Here is a 17769-nt window from a genome sequence, read left to right as displayed (position 1 = left end):
TGCGGTCTCTTATGACGCCGCCGGCACAATCCCGGCGTCAACCCAGCCGTCGAAGACCTGGAGAGCTGCATCCGCAAACGCCTGTTCGTTGATATGGGCGTCAATCTCGCTCATCTGGATGCGGCCGGGCGCGACCTTGCGGATCTCGTCAATGAAGGCGGCCAGACCTTCCGGATCGTGCGCTTCCTCGCCTTCCCTGTCCCAGGCTTCGATCCCGCCGAGCGGCAGCAGGAAGTGGGCCGGGCCCGTTGCCGCTTCCAGGCGGTTCACAAGTTCTCCAGCCCATTGCCGGCGCTCGTCCGCATTGAAGACGCTGCTCTTGATCAGGCGGTTGTGCTCATGGAAAGGCCGATCGGCATATTGCGGCGGGATCTCCTGCCAGCCGGCGAAGTCAACAAGGTCCAGCGCACCAGGCGCCACGATCTGCGGCGTACCGTTGCGGCCCGCGTTCGTCAGCCGGTCCGGGCCGCTGCTGACGAGGGAGCCGGCGAGCAGATTGCCGAATTCCTGCAGGCAGAAGTCCATGACGCAGCAGAAGGCCCCTTCCCGTGCCAAGCTCTCGAAGGCCATGCCGCCCATGCCGGTGGAATGGAACACGGCAACTTCATAACCGCGCTGTTCCAGCGCTGGTTTCAGAAGCTTCATGTAGGAAAGGCAGCTCGAGCCGAGCGAGGTCATGCCGACCAGCGGTTTCGAGCGGTCCGGCATCTGCGCCGCCTTTGCCGCACCCAGAACTGCGCCCGCGGCTTGCGCGAGCGACGACTTGCAAATCTCGTTGAGCCCGTAGAGCCCGCCCGCCCAGAGGATCATCTGGATGTCGGGCGCCAGCCGCTCCGGCGGGATCAGCGGTGAGAAGCTGACGGTGGAAACGATGAATTTCGGCACGCCCATCGGTAGCGCCTGGGCGCAGTCGAGCGCCAGATCCGTTCCCATGGTGCCGCCAAGCGCGATCATTCCGTCGAAACGGCCCTGCGCGTAGCCTTCCGCGACCAGCCTGGCCGCCCCGCGCGCCATCACCTGAAAGGCCTTGTTCTCGTCCCCCTGCGCAATCACCTCCTCGATGCTCATGCCGCCCGCACGGGCAACGTCATGCTTGGAGATACCGGTCGGCTTCACCGGATCGCCGAGCACGCTGACATCCATCGTCAGCACCTCGCCGCCCTGGTCGCGGATGGTCTTCTCGATGAATTCAAGCTCCGCATTCTTGGTGTCGTAGGTGCCGATGGAGAGGATGGTCTTGGTCATGTCAGGTCTCAGAGCTGGATCCAGGCGGTTTTCAGGTCGACATATTTGTCGAGCGCATGCAGCGACTTGTCGTGGCCGTTGCCGGACTGCTTCATGCCGCCAAGCGGCACCGTCAGGTCCGAACCGCCATAGGTGTTCACGTGGATGACACCGGACCGCACACCGGCAATCATCCTGTGGGCACGGCCGAGATCGGACGTCCAGACGCCTGCGGCAAGCCCGTATTCGGTTCCGTTCGCGATCCGGATCGCCTCCGCCTCGTCCTTGAAGGCGGTCACCGCCAGCACAGGTCCGAAGACTTCCTTCTGGGAGATCGTGTCGCCGGGTTTGACGCCCGTCATGACAGTCGGTGCCATATAGTAACCGCCGGTTTCGGTCAGGATCCGGCCGCCGCCGGTGCGCCGCTCGGCGCCTTCCGCTTCCGCGATGCCGACAAACTTCAGATCGGCTTCCAGCTGCGACAGCGAATGTACGGCGCCGATCTGGCTGCCGAGATCGAGCGGATCGCCGACCTTCAGCGCTTCCGCCTCCATGCAGAGCGCGGCGACAAAGTCGTCATGGATATCCTCCTGCACCAGCAGCCGCGACCCTGCGACACAGACCTGGCCGGAATTGCGGAAGATGCCCGCAGCCGAGACCTTGGCCGCCTTGGCAAGATCCGGAGCATCGGCAAACACGATGTTGGGCGACTTGCCGCCCAGTTCCAGATAACAGCGTTTGAGGTTGGACCGGGCGGAATATTCCAGCAGCCGCCGCCCTGTCGCGCCGGAGCCGGTGAAGACGAGGATATCCACGTCCATGGAGAGCGCCAGCGCTTCGCCGGCAACCGCTCCCGGACCGGTCACCACGTTGAAGACCCCGTCCGGCACGCCGGCCTCAGTGGCCAGTTCCGCGATCCTGAGCAGGCTGAGGGAAGCAGTCTCCGCTGGTTTCAACACGAGGGAATTGCCCATGGCCAGCGCCGGGGCGATCTTCCAGGCACCGATCATCAGCGGAAAGTTCCAGGGTACGATGGCCCCGACAACGCCGACCGGTGCCCGGTGGATCAGCCCGAGCACATTGTCCGCTGTCGGTGCGATCTCGCCATAGACCTTGTCGACGGCCTCCGCGTAGTAGCGGAAAGTTGCGGCTGCGGAGAACGCCTCGGCCTTCAGCGCCATGGTGATCTCGGTGCCGTTGTCGCGCACGCCCAGAACAGCCAGGGCCAACGCGTCGCGTTCTATCAGCTCTGCCAGCTTCAGCAGCACCGCCTTGCGGTGGCTTGGTGCGGCGCGCGACCAGCGGCCGTCCTCGAAAGCCTGACGGGCCGAAGCAACGGCGCGGCCGACATCCGCCGCCGAGCCGCTGGCGATCCGGGTAAAGGGTCTGCCGTCGATGGGCGACAGCACGTCCAGCGTCAAGCCGTCCAGCGAGCGCACGGACCTGCCGTCGATGAAGTGGCCCTGTTCGGCAACGGTCAATCCGCGCAGCGCATCGATTGCGGCCTGGTCAAGCATCTTGGCTGTCATCCTTGCTGGGTTGAAAGATCGGATCTTGTGTCTTCCCGATCACGCTGCCGGCGCGCCTTCTGCTCGCGGATGACGGCGCGCACATGCAGGGCGAGGATCATCAGGATCAGGGCAAACAGGATTGCGGCGATGGGCCGGTCTATGAAGTCGAGCGGTGTCTGGACGCGGGCCATGGCACTGCGCAGCTTCACCTCCATGATGCCGCCGAGCACCATGCCGAGAATGATCGGCACGATCGGCAGGTTGAGCCGCTTCAGAACCAGACCGAAAATGCCGAAGCCCGCCGCGATTGCGCAGTCGGTGATCGAATTGCGGAGCGAGAAGACGCCAACGAAGGACAACGTCAGTATGGTCACGCCCAGGAACCGCGTCGGGATCTGGATGATTTTCAAGAGCATCTTCGTCGAAGACAGCAGGAACAGCATCACGATCAGGTTGAGCAGGATCAGCGCCAGGTAGAGCGCGACCACGAAATCAAGCTGTCCCTGAAAGAGCTGCGGGCCGGGCACGACGTTGTGCACGTAGAAGACCGACAGCATCATCGCCGTCAGGGCCTCGCCCGGAATGCCGAGGGCGAGCAGCGGGATCATTGCTGCGGCCGGCACCGCGTTGTTGGCGGCTTCTGAGGCGACCAGCCCTTCCGGAGAGCCCTTGCCGAAGAGGTCCGGGGTCTTCGAGGTCTTCTGCGCATAGGTGTAGGAAAGAAACTGGGCGGTAAATTCGCCGACGCCCGGGATCATGCCCATCAGAACACCGAAGGAGGAGGAGACGGTCGCGATCCGCTTGAAGCCGAAGACTTCCCTGAGGCCCGTGAAGAGGCTGCCCTCGACCTTGGCCGAGCCGGGATGATGTTCCTTGTCGACCAGCAGCAGGAGCGCCTGTGATATGGCGAAAAGGCCGAGCACCACCACGATCAGATCGACGCCGGAGGTCAGCCAGCTCTGATCGAAGGTGAAGCGCTTGGTGTATTTGGCCGGCTCCAGGCCGATGGTGCTGATGAAGATGCCGAAAGAGGCCAGCATGCCGGCGGCGAAAACCTGGCCCCGGTGGGCGACGACCACCAGGATGATGCCCATCAGGGCGGCGAGAAAGATCTCGCGGCTGCCGAAATGCGGCGCGATCATCGCCAGCACCGGCGACAGGACGATGAGGCAGAGGATCGAGAAGAGACCGCCGAAGAAGGACGCCGAATAGGCAAGCGAGAGCGCCCTGTGGCCCTGCCCCTTCCTGGTCATCGGATAACCGTCATAGGTGGTCAACGCGTTGACCGCCGTGCCCGGCGTGTTGATCAAGACGGCAGGAATAGCGCCGCCATACATGGAGGAGCCATAGACACCGAGCAAGAGGGTCAGGCCGACGATGGGCTCGAAGGCGAAGGTTGCCGGCAGCAGGATCGCGATGGCAACCGGGGCACCGACCCCGGGGATCGCGCCGATGATGACACCGCCGATGGAACCGATCAGGAGCGCGGCAAGCACGTCCCAATGGGCAAGCATGGACAGGCTGGAGAGGATCAGGTCCATTCTCGCCTCACAGATAGATCTGGGCAAAGGCGCGGATGCCGTCCGGCAGCGCCTCGTAGATGCGGCCGGCCGGAATCTTGACCTGCAGGAAGGCCCGGAAGATCAGAACGACGGCGACGCTGAAGACGGCAGCCGCGGCCAGGTTGAGGGGCGTCGCCTCACCGACCCGGAAGGTCAGGAAGATCGTGAAGGCGAGCGTTGCCGGCAGGTAGCCGATCTGTGGTACCAGCACGACATAGATCAGGAAATAGGCCACATATTCCAGGGACTTCAGCCAGAACCCGACCTCGCGCCAGCGGCCCGGAATACGCTCCGAACAGAGCGAACCGATGAAGTGAAGGGCTGAGAACAGCACCATGCCGCCAATACCGATGGACGGCCACAGGCGTGGCTGCGCGAACCATTGCGTGCGCTTGGTCCAGGCCGTCTCGGCCGGGATCTGCGTCAGAAGAAACACGGAAAACAGCAGGAACAGGGATGCGAAGACGATGTCGCCGGGCCGGCGGTACCGCCTGAACAGTTCCTGCAGCGTCTTGATGCGCGCCACGCCACGCCCCTCCTCAGGCTTCAAGGAACCGGCCGGACACATGGCCCGGCCGGCGGGAACCGCTTATTGTTCGATCAGTTCCGCGATTTTTGCCAACGCAGCGCTGTCTTCCTCGATCTGCTTCTCGGACTGGACCGGGTCCTGCCAGTAGATCAGCACGCCGGTCTGCGCGATCAATTCAAGCGCCTGTGGTGATTTCAGGGCTGCCTGCGCGGCGGCCGAAATCTTGAGCCTTGCGTCTTCCGGCACGTCCTTTTGCACGAAGAGCCCGTTCCAGAGCGCCACCGACAGGTCCGGATTGATCTCCTGCACCGTCGGCACCGCCGGTGTCAGCGCCGTGCGCTCCTTGCCGATGCTGGCAAGGATTTTCACATCGGCAAGACACGGCAGGATCTGCTGCAGCGTAGTGTTGATCACGTCGACGTCGACGGAAGCGAGCGTGTTGCAGTTCAACTCATCGAAGGCCGCCTCGCTGGCAAAGTCGAAACCGGAGGTTTCAGCCGCGGCGAAGGTGATTTGTGTGGGCGGCAGGAAGGAGCCGAAATGGCCGAGGGCGACGTCATTCTCCTTGGCATGATCGGCCAGCTCCGCCCAGGTCCCGTAGGGCGCATCCTTGCCGGCCGCGATCACGAACGGATAGGTCATGAAGATGCCGATCGGCTCGAATGGGTTCGGCGACAGTTCCGGAATGCCGATCTGCGGTCCGCCGATGGGAACGTCCGTCACGAAGGACCCGACCGTATAGCCGTCGGCAGGCGCCGTCGCGACTTCCACCGCGCCCGGGAACGGGCCGCCGCCGCCGCCCGGCTTGTTCACCACAGCCGCCGGCACGCCGTACATTTCCTGGAACTTGTCGGCGATAAGCCGCGTCAGCACGTCTTCCAGATCTCCCGGAGGCCAGGGCACGATGAAGGAGACCGGCTTTTCGGGATATTCGGCCAGCGCGGCCGTCACGGACATCAGGGTCGCCGCCGTGAAGGCGATCGCATGCTTTCTCATTTCAACAGTCCCTTTCTCTGGTCGGGTGACAGCCGGTCTTGGCGCCGGTCTTGATCATTTTTTATTTGTATTGTTAAATATTGTGATCTTAAATAATTAGATGTCAACCTCCATTCGGCGCGTTGGCGCTTTCTTTCGCCCCCCCGATCGGTTCAAATATCAAACCCTCGGTTTCAAAAATATATTGTTTCAAATGTAACTACATGTCAAGATCCTCTCGCCGACCACCGCCGCTTCGGTCTGGGAGGCGAGAGACGAGGAACTGCTGAAGACCATGGGCACGATCACGAAGGCGCTGAACCTGTTGAACCATTTTTCTGCCAGCCGGCCGGAAATCGGCCTGACGGAATTCCGCAATCTGTCCGGCCAGGACAAGGCGACGGTGCACCGTCATCTGACCGAGCTTGCCGCCAACGGCTTCCTGGAGCAGAACCCGGGCACCAAGGGCTACCGCCTCGGCCCGGCGATCCTGCGCCTTGCCGCCGTGCGCGAGCGCCTGTTCCCGGCCCGGCGCCTGGTGGCCCCGATCGTGGAACGGCTCGCCGCCGAACTCGGAGAGCTGGTACATGTGTCCTTGCGCGAAGGCGATCACCTGTCGCCGCTCTTCCATCACGATGCCCTCATCCACGGCACCCGGGTCTATTTCGATGAAGCCGAACTCCTGCCGCTCCATGCCACTGCCTCGGGCCTCGCGATGCTGGCCTTCGGTCCCGACCAGCTTCTGAAAACGCTTCTGAAAAAGACGCTGAAGCCGTCCACCGGCTACACCATCACCGACCCCAACCTGTTGCGCGAGACCGTTGAACAGGTCCGCACCGAGGGCATCGCCTTTGTCGACCAGGGCTTCGAGGAACATGTCTCGTCATTCGCAGCCCCGGTCTTCGCCGACATGCCGGAAGCTGCCGGCACCATCGCCGTTGCCACGCCGACCGTGCGCATGACCGACGCGCTGAAAGCGAAAATCCGATCCAGGCTGCCGCTTGCGGCAGCGGAAGTCACCGAAAAGCTCGGCGGAATTGTTCCCGTCGATCTCAGGAGGATCTGGCGCGATGCAGCCTGAAGAAAGAGAATTGACCCGGGCTCTCGTTCTGGATTTCGGCGGGGTCGTCACCCGCACGATGTTCGAGACCCATGACCTCACAGAAGCCGCGCTCGGACTTGAGCCGGGCACGCTTACCTGGCGCGGTCCTTTCGATCCGGCCAGCGACCCGCTGTGGCAGGCGATGCAGGCGGACGAGATTTCCGAACGCGACTATTGGCGCCGCCGCACGGAAGAAGTCGCAGACCTCACCGGCAACGACTGGCGCGAGATGGCCGATTTCGTCAAGGCGGCGCGTGGCGCCGACCCGGATGCCGTCATGCGGCCCGAAGCCCTGGCTACCATTGCGGCCGCCAAGCACGCCGGCTGCAGGCTCGCTGTCCTTTCGAACGAACTGGACCTCTTCTACGGCGCCGATTTCCGGGAGAAGCTTGCCTTCCTCAAGGATTTCGACGTCATCGTCGATGCGACCTACACCAAGATACTGAAACCTGATCCACGCGCCTATGAGCAGTGCCTGGAAGAACTTGGCCTGCCCGCCTCTGCCTGCGTCTTTGTCGACGATCAACTCCGCAACATTCGCGGCGCCGAGGCCGTCGGTCTCAGGACCGTCCATTTCGACGTTCTCGACCCCAGGACCTCTTATGACCGGGCCCTCAGCCTGCTCGGCCTCCTCCCCCAATATTTGGAGACATGACATGAAGGATTCCAACTTCCTGAAGGAAAACAACGCCCGCCATGTCTGGCATCCGATGGCCCACCCCGCCGACAGCCAGGCCAACCTGCCGACGATCGTCACCGGTGGCCGCGATGTCTTCATCACCGATGTCGACGGCCACGAGGTGATCGACGCGGTCGGTGGGCTCTGGAACGTCAATCTCGGCTATTCCTGCGAACCGGTGAAGCAGGCGATCGCCGACCAGCTCAACGCCCTGCCCTATTACTCGACCTTCCGCGGCACCTCCAACGACAAGGTCATCGAGCTTTCCTATGAACTTGCCGACTTCTTCGCCCCCGACGGGCTCACCCGCGCCTTCTTCACCTCCGGCGGCTCGGACAGCGTCGAAGTGGCGCTGAAGCTGGCGCGCCAGTATCACCGCATTCGCGGAGAGGCCGGCCGCACCAAGTTCATCAGCCTGAAGAAGGGCTATCATGGCACCCATTTCGGCGGCGCCAGCGTCAACGGCAACGGCAAGTTCCGCAACGCCTACGAGCCGCTGCTGCCCGGCTGCTTCCACATTCCGGCACCCTACACCTATCGCAACCCGTTCAACGAGAGCGATCCGGCGAAGCTTGCCCAGCTCTGCGCTGCCGCCCTTGAAGACGAAATCGCCTTCCAGGGCGCGGGCACCGTTGCCGCCTTCATCATGGAACCGGTGCTCGGCGCTGGTGGCGTCATGCCGCCGCATCCGAGCTTCATGCCGATGGTACGCGAGATCTGCAGCCGAAACGGCATCCTGCTTATCTCCGACGAGGTCATCACCGCCTTCGGCCGCACAGGCTCGGAAAGCGGCGCGCGTCACTGGGGCGTCCAGCCGGACTTCATGTGCACGGCGAAAGCCATCACCAACGGCTATTTCCCCTTCGGCGCCGTGATGATCGCCGGCCATGTTGCCGAGGTCTTCGAAAAGGACACCAGCGGCATCGCCTCCATCGACACCGGCTACACCTATTCCGGTCACCCGGTTGGTGCCGCTGCGGCCCTCGCCGCCCTGTCCGAAATCCGCCGCCTGAAGGTGCACGAGAATGCCGCCGCACGCGGCAAGGAACTGCTCGGCGGCCTGAAGGGCCTGCAGGAGCGCTTCGAGGTCATCGGCGACGTGCGCGGCGAAGGCCTGATGTGCGCTCTGGAACTGGTCTCCGACCGCGCCACAAAAAAACCCGTCGGCAAGGACCTGCCGCTTGCACTGCAAAAGGCCACTTATGACGACGGCGTCATGATCCGCGTCTCCGGCAACAACGCCATCTTCTCCCCGCCGCTGATCCTGACGGCAGAGCATGTGTCGAAGATCCTTTCGGCCGTGGAGACAGGACTGAAGGCTGTGTCGAGCTAGGCGCGAGCAGTCAAAACCCACGTCACGCCTGCCACGCCTGCCCCCTCCCCCCTCCCCCCTCATCCTGAGGAACGAGCCTGCTCGCGTCTCGAAGGATGGGCCGCTCGCTCCAGAGTATGCCGCCCATCCTTCGAGACGGACCTTGCGGTCCTCCTCAGGATGAGGAATAGGGGAACGCGGCGCGCCCATTTTCCCTCTCCCTTTTGGGAGAGGGGTAGGGTGAGGGGACAAACATCCGAGATATTTGGAAGCGCCTGCCCCCTCACCCGGCTCTTCGCGCCGACCTCTCCCACGGGGAGAGGTAAGCCTGCACCGCTGCCCTGACGAATCCACGGTCATGCAAGACCTTCAGGCTCCTTCCAGCTCACGCCAGCAACCGCATTTCCTGCTCAGGGGTCAGCCCGACCCGCAGATCCATTTTCCGGCGGCTGCGGTCCCAGGCCAGCAGCGGCTCCAGCGTTTCTTTCAACGGCCTGCATCTGAGGCCGGCCGAACGGGCCTTTTCGGTGCTGACTTCGAGAAAATGCCGGAAGGCAGGGTCGAGCGGCGCCATCATCGGAAGATCGGTCCAGGGCGCTACTTGCGCCTTCTGTATTGCCTCTTCATCCACCCAGACGAGATCGGCCGTCGAGCCGCTGACGGTGAGTATGGCATCCAGTACTCCGGCAAAACTCTGCGGTTCTCCCGTGATATTCCAGATCCCGGAATACCCCTTCGAGGCAGCCAGCAGGGCGAATTCGGCGACATCCCGGGCATCTATCAATTGCACAGGACGGTCTTTTGGCGCAGGCGCCGGAACCCTGACACGGTGCCCGTTTGCTTCGTCGAGCCTTCGAACCCACCAGGTCAAGCGGTCGGTATAATCGCCCGCACCGGCCAGAAGCCCGACCCTGAGGGATGTCGCCCGCGTACCCAGCATCTGTGACGCCTTGATCTCGCAGGCCCTTTTCAGTGGGCCATAAGAAGCGCCATAGGCAAACGCGGACGCCCGGCTTTCCGGCGGAATATTGGCGGCGACTTCCAAATCGTGAAACGCGGCATCCCTGACTTCTGCAGTCTCCTGCAGCCCGGGCTCCAGAAAGTCGCCATACGCCGATATGGAAGAGATGAAGACATACCGCTGCAGGCCATCGCCGACGGCATCGAGCAAGGCAGCCACGGCATCGGGGGCATAGGCGCAGCTGTCGAAAGCCCAATCGAACTGCCGGCCCGCGAGGACATCCAGCTCACCATGCCGGTCCGCGCGGATCACCTCCACGGGCGATCCCGCCTGCCGCGACGTCCAGCCGCGCGACAGCACAGTCACCTCATGGCCGCCGGTCACAAGCGTGTCGGCGATTGCCCCTCCCAGGAAACCTGTTCCACCGACGACGAGACAACGCATGTGTCTTCCTCCAGGATCTGGAGAAAGTCTATTTTTTGCCGGAGCGTTCAACAACCGAAACGTTAACGCGCCCCGCGCACGTTTTGTTACCTAAAGTTTCTGAAAATCCTCGAGGATATCCAGAAGCTGGGTCAGTTTCTCCCGGCCGATAACCTCTTCGATCCGCGCGGCGATCGCCTTGGCGTCGTCCAGCTTGTCGGCGATGATCGCACGGCCTGCTTCCGTGATGGCGACAGTCTGCTTGCGCCGGTCGCTGGTATCCGCCTGCCGTGTCACCAACCCCTTTTCCAGCAGTGTCTGCACGATCCGCGTCTGGCTTGGCAGCAACAGACACGCCCGCTCCGCCAGGGTCGAGGCGTCCTGGGGACCATACTCGTCGAGAACACGCAGGATGCGCCATTGCTGTTCGGTGATGCCGCAATCGGCGAGCATGTCGCGGATCGGGCCCATGACCTTTTCCCGGGCGCGGATCAGCGCAATGGGGATGGAGCGTCGGGTGGGCGGCAGCGCTGTGCCGTCTACGGTCTCGGTGATATCGTTCATGCAGGTTCCATGGCCGTTTGGCCCGATACTTAACATAATAAGTTTGACAAGTTCGATCTTATATATTTAACATAGCAAATATTATGCTGTTAAGGAAATCCCATGCCGCATATCTCGCTGGAATATTCCGCCAATCTGGAGAGCCGAACCGACATCGGCGCACTGTGCGAGCATCTGCGGGCCGCCGCCGCCACGATTGATGCCTTGCCGATGCCGGGCCTGCGCATCCGGGCCATCCGCTGCGAACACTATGCGATTGCCGATGGCGATCCGAAACATGCCTTCCTCGACATTTCCGTCCGCCTGCGCGCCGGTCGGCCCGACGACGTCAAACGCGATGCGGCAGAGCGCCTCTTTGCCGCGGCAAGGGATTTTCTGGAACCGGTGCTCGCCACCTCCTCCCTCGCCCTGTCACTCGAAATGCGCGACATCGACCCGGACCTTTCGCCGAAAACCGGCACCATCCGCGACCATTTGGGAACTCTTTAGAACCATGTCCGACCTTCAGGAAAACATCTTAAAGCTTCAATCCTATCTGGCGCGGTTCAGGGAAACCGGCGTTCTGAACCAGATCGGCGGCGAAGCCCTTGCCGCTGCCTCCGGCGCAACCTTCGAGACCACTTCCCCGGTGGACGAAAGCCTCATCTGCCAGGTGGCAAGGGGCGGCGCAGAAGACATCGATGCCGCCGCCAAGGCAGCCAGGGCAGCCTTTCCGGCCTGGCGCGACATGGCGGCAACAGAGCGCAAGAAGATCCTGCACAAGATCGCCGACGGCATTGTCGCCCGCGCCGAGGAAATCGCCTTCTGCGAATGCTGGGATACCGGCCAGGCACTGCGTTTCATGTCCAAGGCGGCCCTGCGCGGCGCCGAGAATTTCCGCTTCTTCGCAGACAAGGCACCGGGTGCACGGGATGGCCAGGCTCTGCCTTCGCCGACCCTCATGAACATAACAACACGTGTCCCCATCGGCCCGGTGGGCGTGATCACGCCGTGGAACACGCCCTTCATGTTGTCGACCTGGAAGATCGCCCCGGCGCTCGCAGCAGGCTGCACGGTGGTGCACAAGCCTGCCGAGTTCTCTCCGGTGACCGCACGCATCCTGATGGAAATCGCCGAGGAAGCCGGCCTGCCGAAAGGCGTCTGGAACCTCGTCAACGGCTTCGGCGAGGAAGCCGGCAAGGCTCTGACCGAGCATCCGGACATCAAGGCCATCGCCTTTGTCGGCGAAAGCCGCACCGGCTCCATGATCATGAGACAGGGCGCGGACACCCTGAAACGGGTCCATTTCGAACTCGGCGGCAAGAACCCGGTCATCGTCTTCGACGACGCGGATCTCGACCGCGCACTGGATGCGGCGATCTTCATGATCTATTCGCTGAACGGCGAACGCTGCACGTCGTCCTCGCGCCTGCTGGTTCAGGACTCAATCGCGGACGAATTCGAAAAGAAGCTCATCGAGCGGGTCAACAACATCCGCGTCGGCCATCCGCTCGACCCCAAGACCGAAATCGGCCCGCTGATCCACAGAACCCATTTCGACAAGGTCACCAGCTATTTCGACACCGCGCGACAAGACGGTGCGACGATTGCCGCCGGTGGCACTCGCGTCGGCACCGAGGGCTGCTTCGTGCGTCCGACGCTCTTTACCGGCGCGAACAATGCGATGCGCATCGCCCAGGAGGAAATCTTCGGCCCCGTCCTGACCTCCATCCGCTTTGGATCGGAGGAAGAAGCCCTGCGGATCGCCAACGACATTCCCTACGGCCTCACCGGTTATGTCTGGACCAACGACCTCACCCGGGCGCTGCGGTTCACCAATTCCCTGGAAGCCGGCATGATCTGGGTGAACTCGGAAAATGTCCGCCACCTCCCGACGCCCTTCGGCGGCGTCAAGGCCAGCGGCATCGGCCGCGACGGCGGCGACTGGTCGTTCGACTTCTACATGGAACAAAAACACATCGGCTTTGCGACCGGACAGCATGCAATCCCGCGCCTCGGCGCCTGATCCAAAAGTCCTTCTGGGAGGAAACCATGCCTATTCCGGCACCCAATCTCTACCCGCCCTTCAACATTATCCGTCTCAGCCATGTTGAACTCGCCGTCACGGACCTTGCAAAAAGCCGGGCCTTTTATGTCGATACGCTCGGCCTGCAGGTGACCGACGAGACTGCAGACGTCATTTACCTGCGCGCCATGGAAGAGCGCGGTCATCACTGCCTGGTTCTGCGCAAGGAAACCGAGCCCTCGGCCCGCGATCTCGGCTTCAAGGTGTTCGACGAGGACAATCTCGACAAGGCGGCGCACTTCTTTCAGCAGAAAGGCCTGCCGGTCGACTGGGTCGAACGGCCCTACCAGTCGCGCACCTTCCGCACCCGCGACCCGCACGGCATTCCGTTGGAATTCTATTCCCGCATGGACCGCCTGCCGCCGATCCATCAGAAATACGCGCTCTACAAGGGTGTGAAGCCGCTCCGCATCGACCACTTCAACTGCTTCTCACCGGACGTCGATGCTTCCGTCGCCTTCTACAACGAGCTCGGCTTCCGGGTGACCGAATATACCGAGGACGAGGAAAGCGGCCGCCTCTGGGCCGCCTGGACCCATAGAAAGGGCGGCGTCCACGACCTGGCCTTCACCAACGGCCGGGGCCCTCGCCTGCACCACACCGCTTTCTGGGTACCGACGCCGCTCAACATCATCGACCTGCTCGACCTGATGGCCACCACCGGCTGGGTGTCGAATATCGAGCGCGGTCCGGGCCGCCATGGTATTTCCAATGCCTTCTTCCTCTATATCCGCGACCCGGACGGCCACCGGATCGAGATCTATTGCTCCGACTACCAGACCGTCGATCCGGATCTGGAACCGATCAAGTGGGACCTGAAGGACCCGCAGCGCCAGACGCTGTGGGGCGCGCCAGCTCCAAGAAGCTGGTTCGAGGAAGGTTCGCTCTTCGAGGGTACCGAAGTTAAGACCCCCACCCTTGCTGCCCAACCGATTGTCGCGCCATAAAAACAAACAACGGTTGGGAAGCTTTCAATGAACTGGAATGAATTTGCCGGCTGGGGCCGGCGTATCGCCGACTGGACGGCCGGCTACCATTTGAGCCTGCGTGAGCGCCCGGTCCGTGCCCAGGTTAGGCCCGGCGAGATCCTGAATGCCCTCCCGGCCGCTCCCCCGGAGCTGGCCGAGGAGATGGAACGGATCTTCGCCGACTTTGAGAAGATCGTGCTGCCGGGCATCACCCACTGGCAGCATCCGCGCTTCTTCGCCTATTTCCCGGCCAACGCCTCGCCGCCCTCGATGCTGGCCGAAAACCTCGTCACCGCCATCGCGGCCCAGTGCATGCTGTGGCAGACATCGCCCGCGGCGACCGAGATGGAAACCCGGATGATGGAGTGGCTGCGCCAGGCTATCGGCCTGCCGGAGACCTTCACCGGCGTCATCCAGGACAGCGCCTCCACGGCGACCCTCGCCGCGGTCCTCACCATGCGCGAGCGGGCCCTCGCCTGGGACGGCAACAAGGCGGGCCTCACCGGTCAGAAGCGTTTGCGCGTCTATTCCTCCAACGAGGTCCACACCTCCATCGACCGGGCCATCTGGATCTCCGGCATCGGCCAGGACAACCTGATCCGCATTCCGGTCAAGGGCCCGAACCGCGCCATGGACGCGGCCGCCCTGCGCAAGGCCATCGAGGCCGATCTTGCCGCCGGGTTTCTGCCGGCTGGCATCATCGCCTGCACCGGCGGCACCGGCGTTGGCGCTTCCGATGACGTTGCCTCCGTCGTAGACGTTGCCAAAGAGTTCGGCCTCTATGTGCATCTCGACGCCGCCTGGGCGGGCGCGGCAATGATCGTGCCGGAGTTCCGGGATCTCTGGACCGGTGTCGACGGCGTCGATTCAATGGTCTTCAATCCGCACAAGTGGCTCGGTGCCCAGTTCGATTGCTCGGCCCATTTCGTGCGCGATCCGGAAGATCTCGTGCGCACGCTGGCGATCCGGCCGGAATATCTGAAAACCCACGGCCATGACGGCGTCATCAACTATTCCGAATGGTCGATCCCGCTCGGCCGCCGTTTCCGGGCATTGAAGCTCTGGTTCATGATCCGCGCCTACGGCCTGGAGGACCTGCGCCGCCGCATCCGCAACCATGTCGCCTGGTCCGGAGCCCTGGCGGAACGCCTTCGGGCAGAACCGGATTTCGAAATCACTTCCGAACCGGTGCTGTCTCTTTTCAGCTTCCGCTATACGCCAAACGGTGCTGCAGATCTCGACACGCTGAACCAGCGCCTTGTCGATGCGATCAACGACGACGGCCGGATCTACCTGACCCAGACACTGCTCGACGGCAAAAAAGTCATTCGCTTCCAGGCAGGCCAGTTCGACTGTACCGAGGCGGACGTCGCATTTGCCTTCGACGTCATTCTGGAAATCGCCCGAGGAATGGAGCCCGCATGACCCGCATCGCCACCTACAGCGCCGGGGGCAAAACCTTCTACGGCGCCGTCACTGACGAGGGCATGATCGCCCTGTCGCCGGACTTGCCCGCCTGGCCGACACTCTATGACGCGATCCGTGCCGGAGGATTGCCGGACCTCGTCGCCGCTGCAAAGGGCAAGACCGTAACGCATACCGATTTCACCTATGAAATGGTCCTGCCGAACGCGCCGCGCATTCTCTGCGTCGGCGTCAATTTCCCTGACCGTAATGCGGAATACAGGGACGGCAGCGACCAGCCGAAATACATGTCCCTGTTCCCGCGCTTTGCCAGCGGCTTCACCGGCCATGACCGGCCGCTGATCCGGCCGCCGGAAAACCACACGCTCGATTATGAAGGTGAAGTTGCCATCGTGATCGGCAAAGCCGGCCGGCGCATCAGGGCCGAGGACGCATACGACCACATCTGCGCCCTGACACTCTGCAACGAAGGCACCATCCGCGACTGGGTGCGGCATGCGAAGTTCAATGTCACCCAGGGCAAGAACTGGGACCGTTCCGGCTCGATTGGGCCCTGGCTCGTGCCTTTCGAGAATGCCGCGCAACTGGACGAGGCCCGCATTCAAACGCGGGTCAACGGCGAGCTGCGCCAGGACGACTACCTGAAGCGCATGACCTTCCCGATCCGCGAGGAGATCGCCTATATCTCTACCTTCATGACCCTTGAGCCCGGCGACATCATCGTCACCGGTACGCCGACCGGCGCGGGTGCGCGTTTCGATCCGCCCCGGTATCTGAAACCCGGCGACGTTGTCGAGATCGAGGTCGAGGGCATCGGAACCTTGCGAAACGGCGTAGAGGACGAACGATGACCCTGACAGCTGCAGAGGTTGCACAGGCAGCTTCCGATCTCCTGAATGCGGAAACAACCCGTAAGCAGATCGGCCTCCTCACCCTGCGCCATCCGGATCTCGATATGGACGGTGCCTATGCCATTCAGAAAGAGCTTGCGAAGGCGAAGCTGGCGCAAGGCCGCAGGACCATCGGCTGGAAGATTGGCCTCACCTCCAAGGCCATGCAGGATGCGCTCAAGATCGACATTCCGGACAGTGGCGTTCTCTTCGACGACATGCTGTTTCAGACCGGTGCTAGCGTACCGAAAGGCCGCTTCATCCAGCCTCGCATCGAGGCCGAGATCGCCTTCGTGATGAAGGCGCCGCTTGCTGGTGAGAGCACCACCCGGGAGGACGTTCTTGCCGCCACCGACTACGTCTGCCCGAGCCTGGAAATCCTCGACACCCGCATCCAGCGTGTCGACCCGGCAACCGGCCAGGCCCGCAAGATCTTCGACACGATCGCTGACAACGCTGCCAATGCCGGTCTGGTGCTGGGTGCGGAAAAGCATGATGCCGGCACGACGGATCTTCGCTGGATCGGTGCCATCGTCACCAAAAACGGCGAAGTGGAAGAGACTGGTCTCGGCGCAGGCGTGCTCAACGATCCCGTGGAGAGCGTCGTCTGGCTTGCCCGGCGCATGGCCGGTTACGGCCAGACAATCGAGGCGGGTCAGGTTATTCTCTCCGGATCCTTCATCCGGCCGGTGGAATGCCCGTCCGGTTCAAGGATCCACGCCGATTTCGGCCCGTTCGGGTCCGTCTCCTGTTCCTTTGCATAAGAGTTTTTGAAAAATGCCCGCGCTGCAGAATGCCTTCAAAGCCGCCCTTTCCGCCAGTCAGCCGCAGATGGGCTGCTGGGTGGGCCTTGCCGATCCTTATGTTGCCGAGATCACCGCAAGCGCCGGTTTCGACTGGCTGCTGATCGACTGCGAGCATGCGCCGAACGACCTGCGCTCCATGATGGCCCAGCTCAAGGTGATCGAAACCTCAGTGAGCCAGCCTGTGGTCCGCCTTCCCATCGGCGAGACCTGGATGATCAAGCAATTCCTGGACGCCGGTGCCCAGTCGCTGCTGATCCCGATGGTGGAAAGCAAGGCCCAGGCGGAACAGCTCGTGCGCGCCGTTACATATCCGCCGTCGGGCATGCGCGGAGTAGGCTCGGCCCTTGCTCGTGCCTCCCGTTTCTCCGCCATTCCGGACTATCTGACGACTGCGGACAAGGAGATCTGCCTGCTGGTGCAGGTGGAGAACCGCGCCGGTCTTGCCGAGCTCGACGGCATTCTGTCGGTCGACGGCATCGACGGTGTTTTCATCGGCCCGGCCGACCTTGCCGCCGACCTCGGCCATCTCGGCGACCCGATGCACCCGGACGTCGTTGCAGCCGTCGAAGATGCGCTAAAACGCATCAAGGCCTCCGGCAAGGCTCCGGGCATCCTGACCACCAATCCTGAGTTTGCAAAGAGGTGCCTGGAGCTCGGCGCGACCTTCGTTGCCACCTCCATCGATGTGACACTCTATGCAACCGCTATCCGGAATGCGGCAAGGCAAGCGAAGGAAATGCTTGGCTAGTGGTTCGATTCTGACATTTGCATCC

The 17769-nt window shown here is 62.7% G+C and carries 17 protein-coding genes; 10 read left to right on the top strand and 7 right to left on the bottom strand.

The genetic code is table 11. The features are described from left to right. Positions 1 to 9: 9 nt before the first annotated feature. The 5 genes from ACX3M4_RS24495 to ACX3M4_RS24475 all read right to left on the bottom strand — a co-directional run bounded on the left by ACX3M4_RS24495 (position 10) and on the right by ACX3M4_RS24475 (position 5822). Positions 10 to 1245, bottom strand: coding sequence for a Tm-1-like ATP-binding domain-containing protein (locus ACX3M4_RS24495; RefSeq protein ID WP_459355585.1), 1236 nt, complete (start codon positions 1243 to 1245; stop codon positions 10 to 12). Positions 1246 to 1253: 8 nt separating this feature from the next. Further along, complete coding sequence (locus tag ACX3M4_RS24490) at positions 1254 to 2741, bottom strand: aldehyde dehydrogenase (RefSeq protein ID WP_459355584.1); 1488 nt, start codon at positions 2739 to 2741, stop codon at positions 1254 to 1256. 8 nt (positions 2742 to 2749) lie between these two features. After that, positions 2750 to 4276 carry a tripartite tricarboxylate transporter permease gene (locus tag ACX3M4_RS24485; RefSeq protein WP_459355583.1) on the bottom strand — a complete coding sequence of 509 codons (1527 nt, stop codon included), beginning with the start codon at positions 4274 to 4276 and terminating at the stop codon, positions 2750 to 2752. Between the two features lie 7 nt (positions 4277 to 4283). Next, complete coding sequence (locus ACX3M4_RS24480) at positions 4284 to 4823, bottom strand: tripartite tricarboxylate transporter TctB family protein (RefSeq protein WP_459355582.1); 540 nt, start codon at positions 4821 to 4823, stop codon at positions 4284 to 4286. Between the two features lie 63 nt (positions 4824 to 4886). Further along, positions 4887 to 5822 carry a tripartite tricarboxylate transporter substrate-binding protein gene (locus ACX3M4_RS24475; RefSeq protein WP_459355581.1) on the bottom strand — a complete coding sequence of 312 codons (936 nt, stop codon included), beginning with the start codon at positions 5820 to 5822 and terminating at the stop codon, positions 4887 to 4889. Between the two features lie 274 nt (positions 5823 to 6096). Here ACX3M4_RS24475 and ACX3M4_RS24470 point away from each other — a divergent pair, with 274 nt between their 5' ends. From ACX3M4_RS24470 to ACX3M4_RS24460, 3 genes are read left to right on the top strand one after another with little or no spacing between them, the layout of a single operon-like run. Beyond that, complete coding sequence (locus tag ACX3M4_RS24470) at positions 6097 to 6882, top strand: IclR family transcriptional regulator (RefSeq protein WP_459355580.1); 786 nt, start codon at positions 6097 to 6099, stop codon at positions 6880 to 6882. A gap of 10 nt (positions 6883 to 6892) precedes the next feature. Next, positions 6893 to 7558, top strand: a complete 666-nt coding sequence (locus tag ACX3M4_RS24465) for an HAD-IA family hydrolase (protein ID WP_459359498.1) — start codon at positions 6893 to 6895, stop codon at positions 7556 to 7558. 1 nt (position 7559) lies between these two features. After that, positions 7560 to 8915, top strand: a complete 1356-nt coding sequence (locus ACX3M4_RS24460) for an aminotransferase class III-fold pyridoxal phosphate-dependent enzyme (protein ID WP_459355579.1) — start codon at positions 7560 to 7562, stop codon at positions 8913 to 8915. Positions 8916 to 9279: 364 nt separating this feature from the next. On the opposite strand, the gene ACX3M4_RS24455 is transcribed toward ACX3M4_RS24460, so the two are convergent. Beyond that, positions 9280 to 10299, bottom strand: a complete 1020-nt coding sequence (locus ACX3M4_RS24455) for an NAD-dependent epimerase/dehydratase family protein (RefSeq protein ID WP_459355578.1) — start codon at positions 10297 to 10299, stop codon at positions 9280 to 9282. 90 nt (positions 10300 to 10389) lie between these two features. Next, a complete protein-coding gene (gene hpaR / locus ACX3M4_RS24450; protein WP_459355577.1) occupies positions 10390 to 10842 on the bottom strand; it encodes a homoprotocatechuate degradation operon regulator HpaR in 453 nt (150 codons plus the stop codon). Positions 10843 to 10944: 102 nt separating this feature from the next. On the opposite strand from hpaR, the gene ACX3M4_RS24445 reads away from it, so the two are divergent. The 7 genes from ACX3M4_RS24445 to hpaI are packed head-to-tail and all read left to right on the top strand — an operon-like array spanning position 10945 to position 17744. Further along, positions 10945 to 11331 carry a 5-carboxymethyl-2-hydroxymuconate Delta-isomerase gene (locus ACX3M4_RS24445; RefSeq protein ID WP_459355576.1) on the top strand — a complete coding sequence of 129 codons (387 nt, stop codon included), beginning with the start codon at positions 10945 to 10947 and terminating at the stop codon, positions 11329 to 11331. Positions 11332 to 11335: 4 nt separating this feature from the next. After that, a complete protein-coding gene (gene hpaE / locus ACX3M4_RS24440) occupies positions 11336 to 12847 on the top strand; it encodes a 5-carboxymethyl-2-hydroxymuconate semialdehyde dehydrogenase (RefSeq protein WP_459355575.1) in 1512 nt (503 codons plus the stop codon). Positions 12848 to 12873: 26 nt separating this feature from the next. After that, positions 12874 to 13854 carry a 3,4-dihydroxyphenylacetate 2,3-dioxygenase gene (hpaD, locus tag ACX3M4_RS24435; RefSeq protein WP_459355574.1) on the top strand — a complete coding sequence of 327 codons (981 nt, stop codon included), beginning with the start codon at positions 12874 to 12876 and terminating at the stop codon, positions 13852 to 13854. 27 nt (positions 13855 to 13881) lie between these two features. Further along, complete coding sequence (locus ACX3M4_RS24430) at positions 13882 to 15300, top strand: pyridoxal phosphate-dependent decarboxylase family protein (protein ID WP_459355573.1); 1419 nt, start codon at positions 13882 to 13884, stop codon at positions 15298 to 15300. Further along, positions 15297 to 16151, top strand: a complete 855-nt coding sequence (locus tag ACX3M4_RS24425) for a fumarylacetoacetate hydrolase family protein (protein WP_459355572.1) — start codon at positions 15297 to 15299, stop codon at positions 16149 to 16151. Before ACX3M4_RS24430 ends, ACX3M4_RS24425 begins: the two co-directional genes overlap by 4 nt. Then, positions 16148 to 16954, top strand: coding sequence for a 2-oxo-hept-4-ene-1,7-dioate hydratase (gene hpaH / locus ACX3M4_RS24420; RefSeq protein ID WP_459355571.1), 807 nt, complete (start codon positions 16148 to 16150; stop codon positions 16952 to 16954). Before ACX3M4_RS24425 ends, hpaH begins: the two co-directional genes overlap by 4 nt. 13 nt (positions 16955 to 16967) lie before the next feature. Further along, entirely contained in the window at positions 16968 to 17744 is a 777-nt protein-coding gene (hpaI, locus tag ACX3M4_RS24415; protein WP_459355570.1) for a 4-hydroxy-2-oxoheptanedioate aldolase, read from the top strand. Positions 17745 to 17769 lie beyond the last annotated feature (25 nt).

This window comes from Roseibium sp. M-1, from assembly GCF_054515675.1.
The sequence above is the reverse complement of the archived record's forward strand: the minus strand, read 5'-3'. Positions and strand labels throughout refer to the sequence as shown.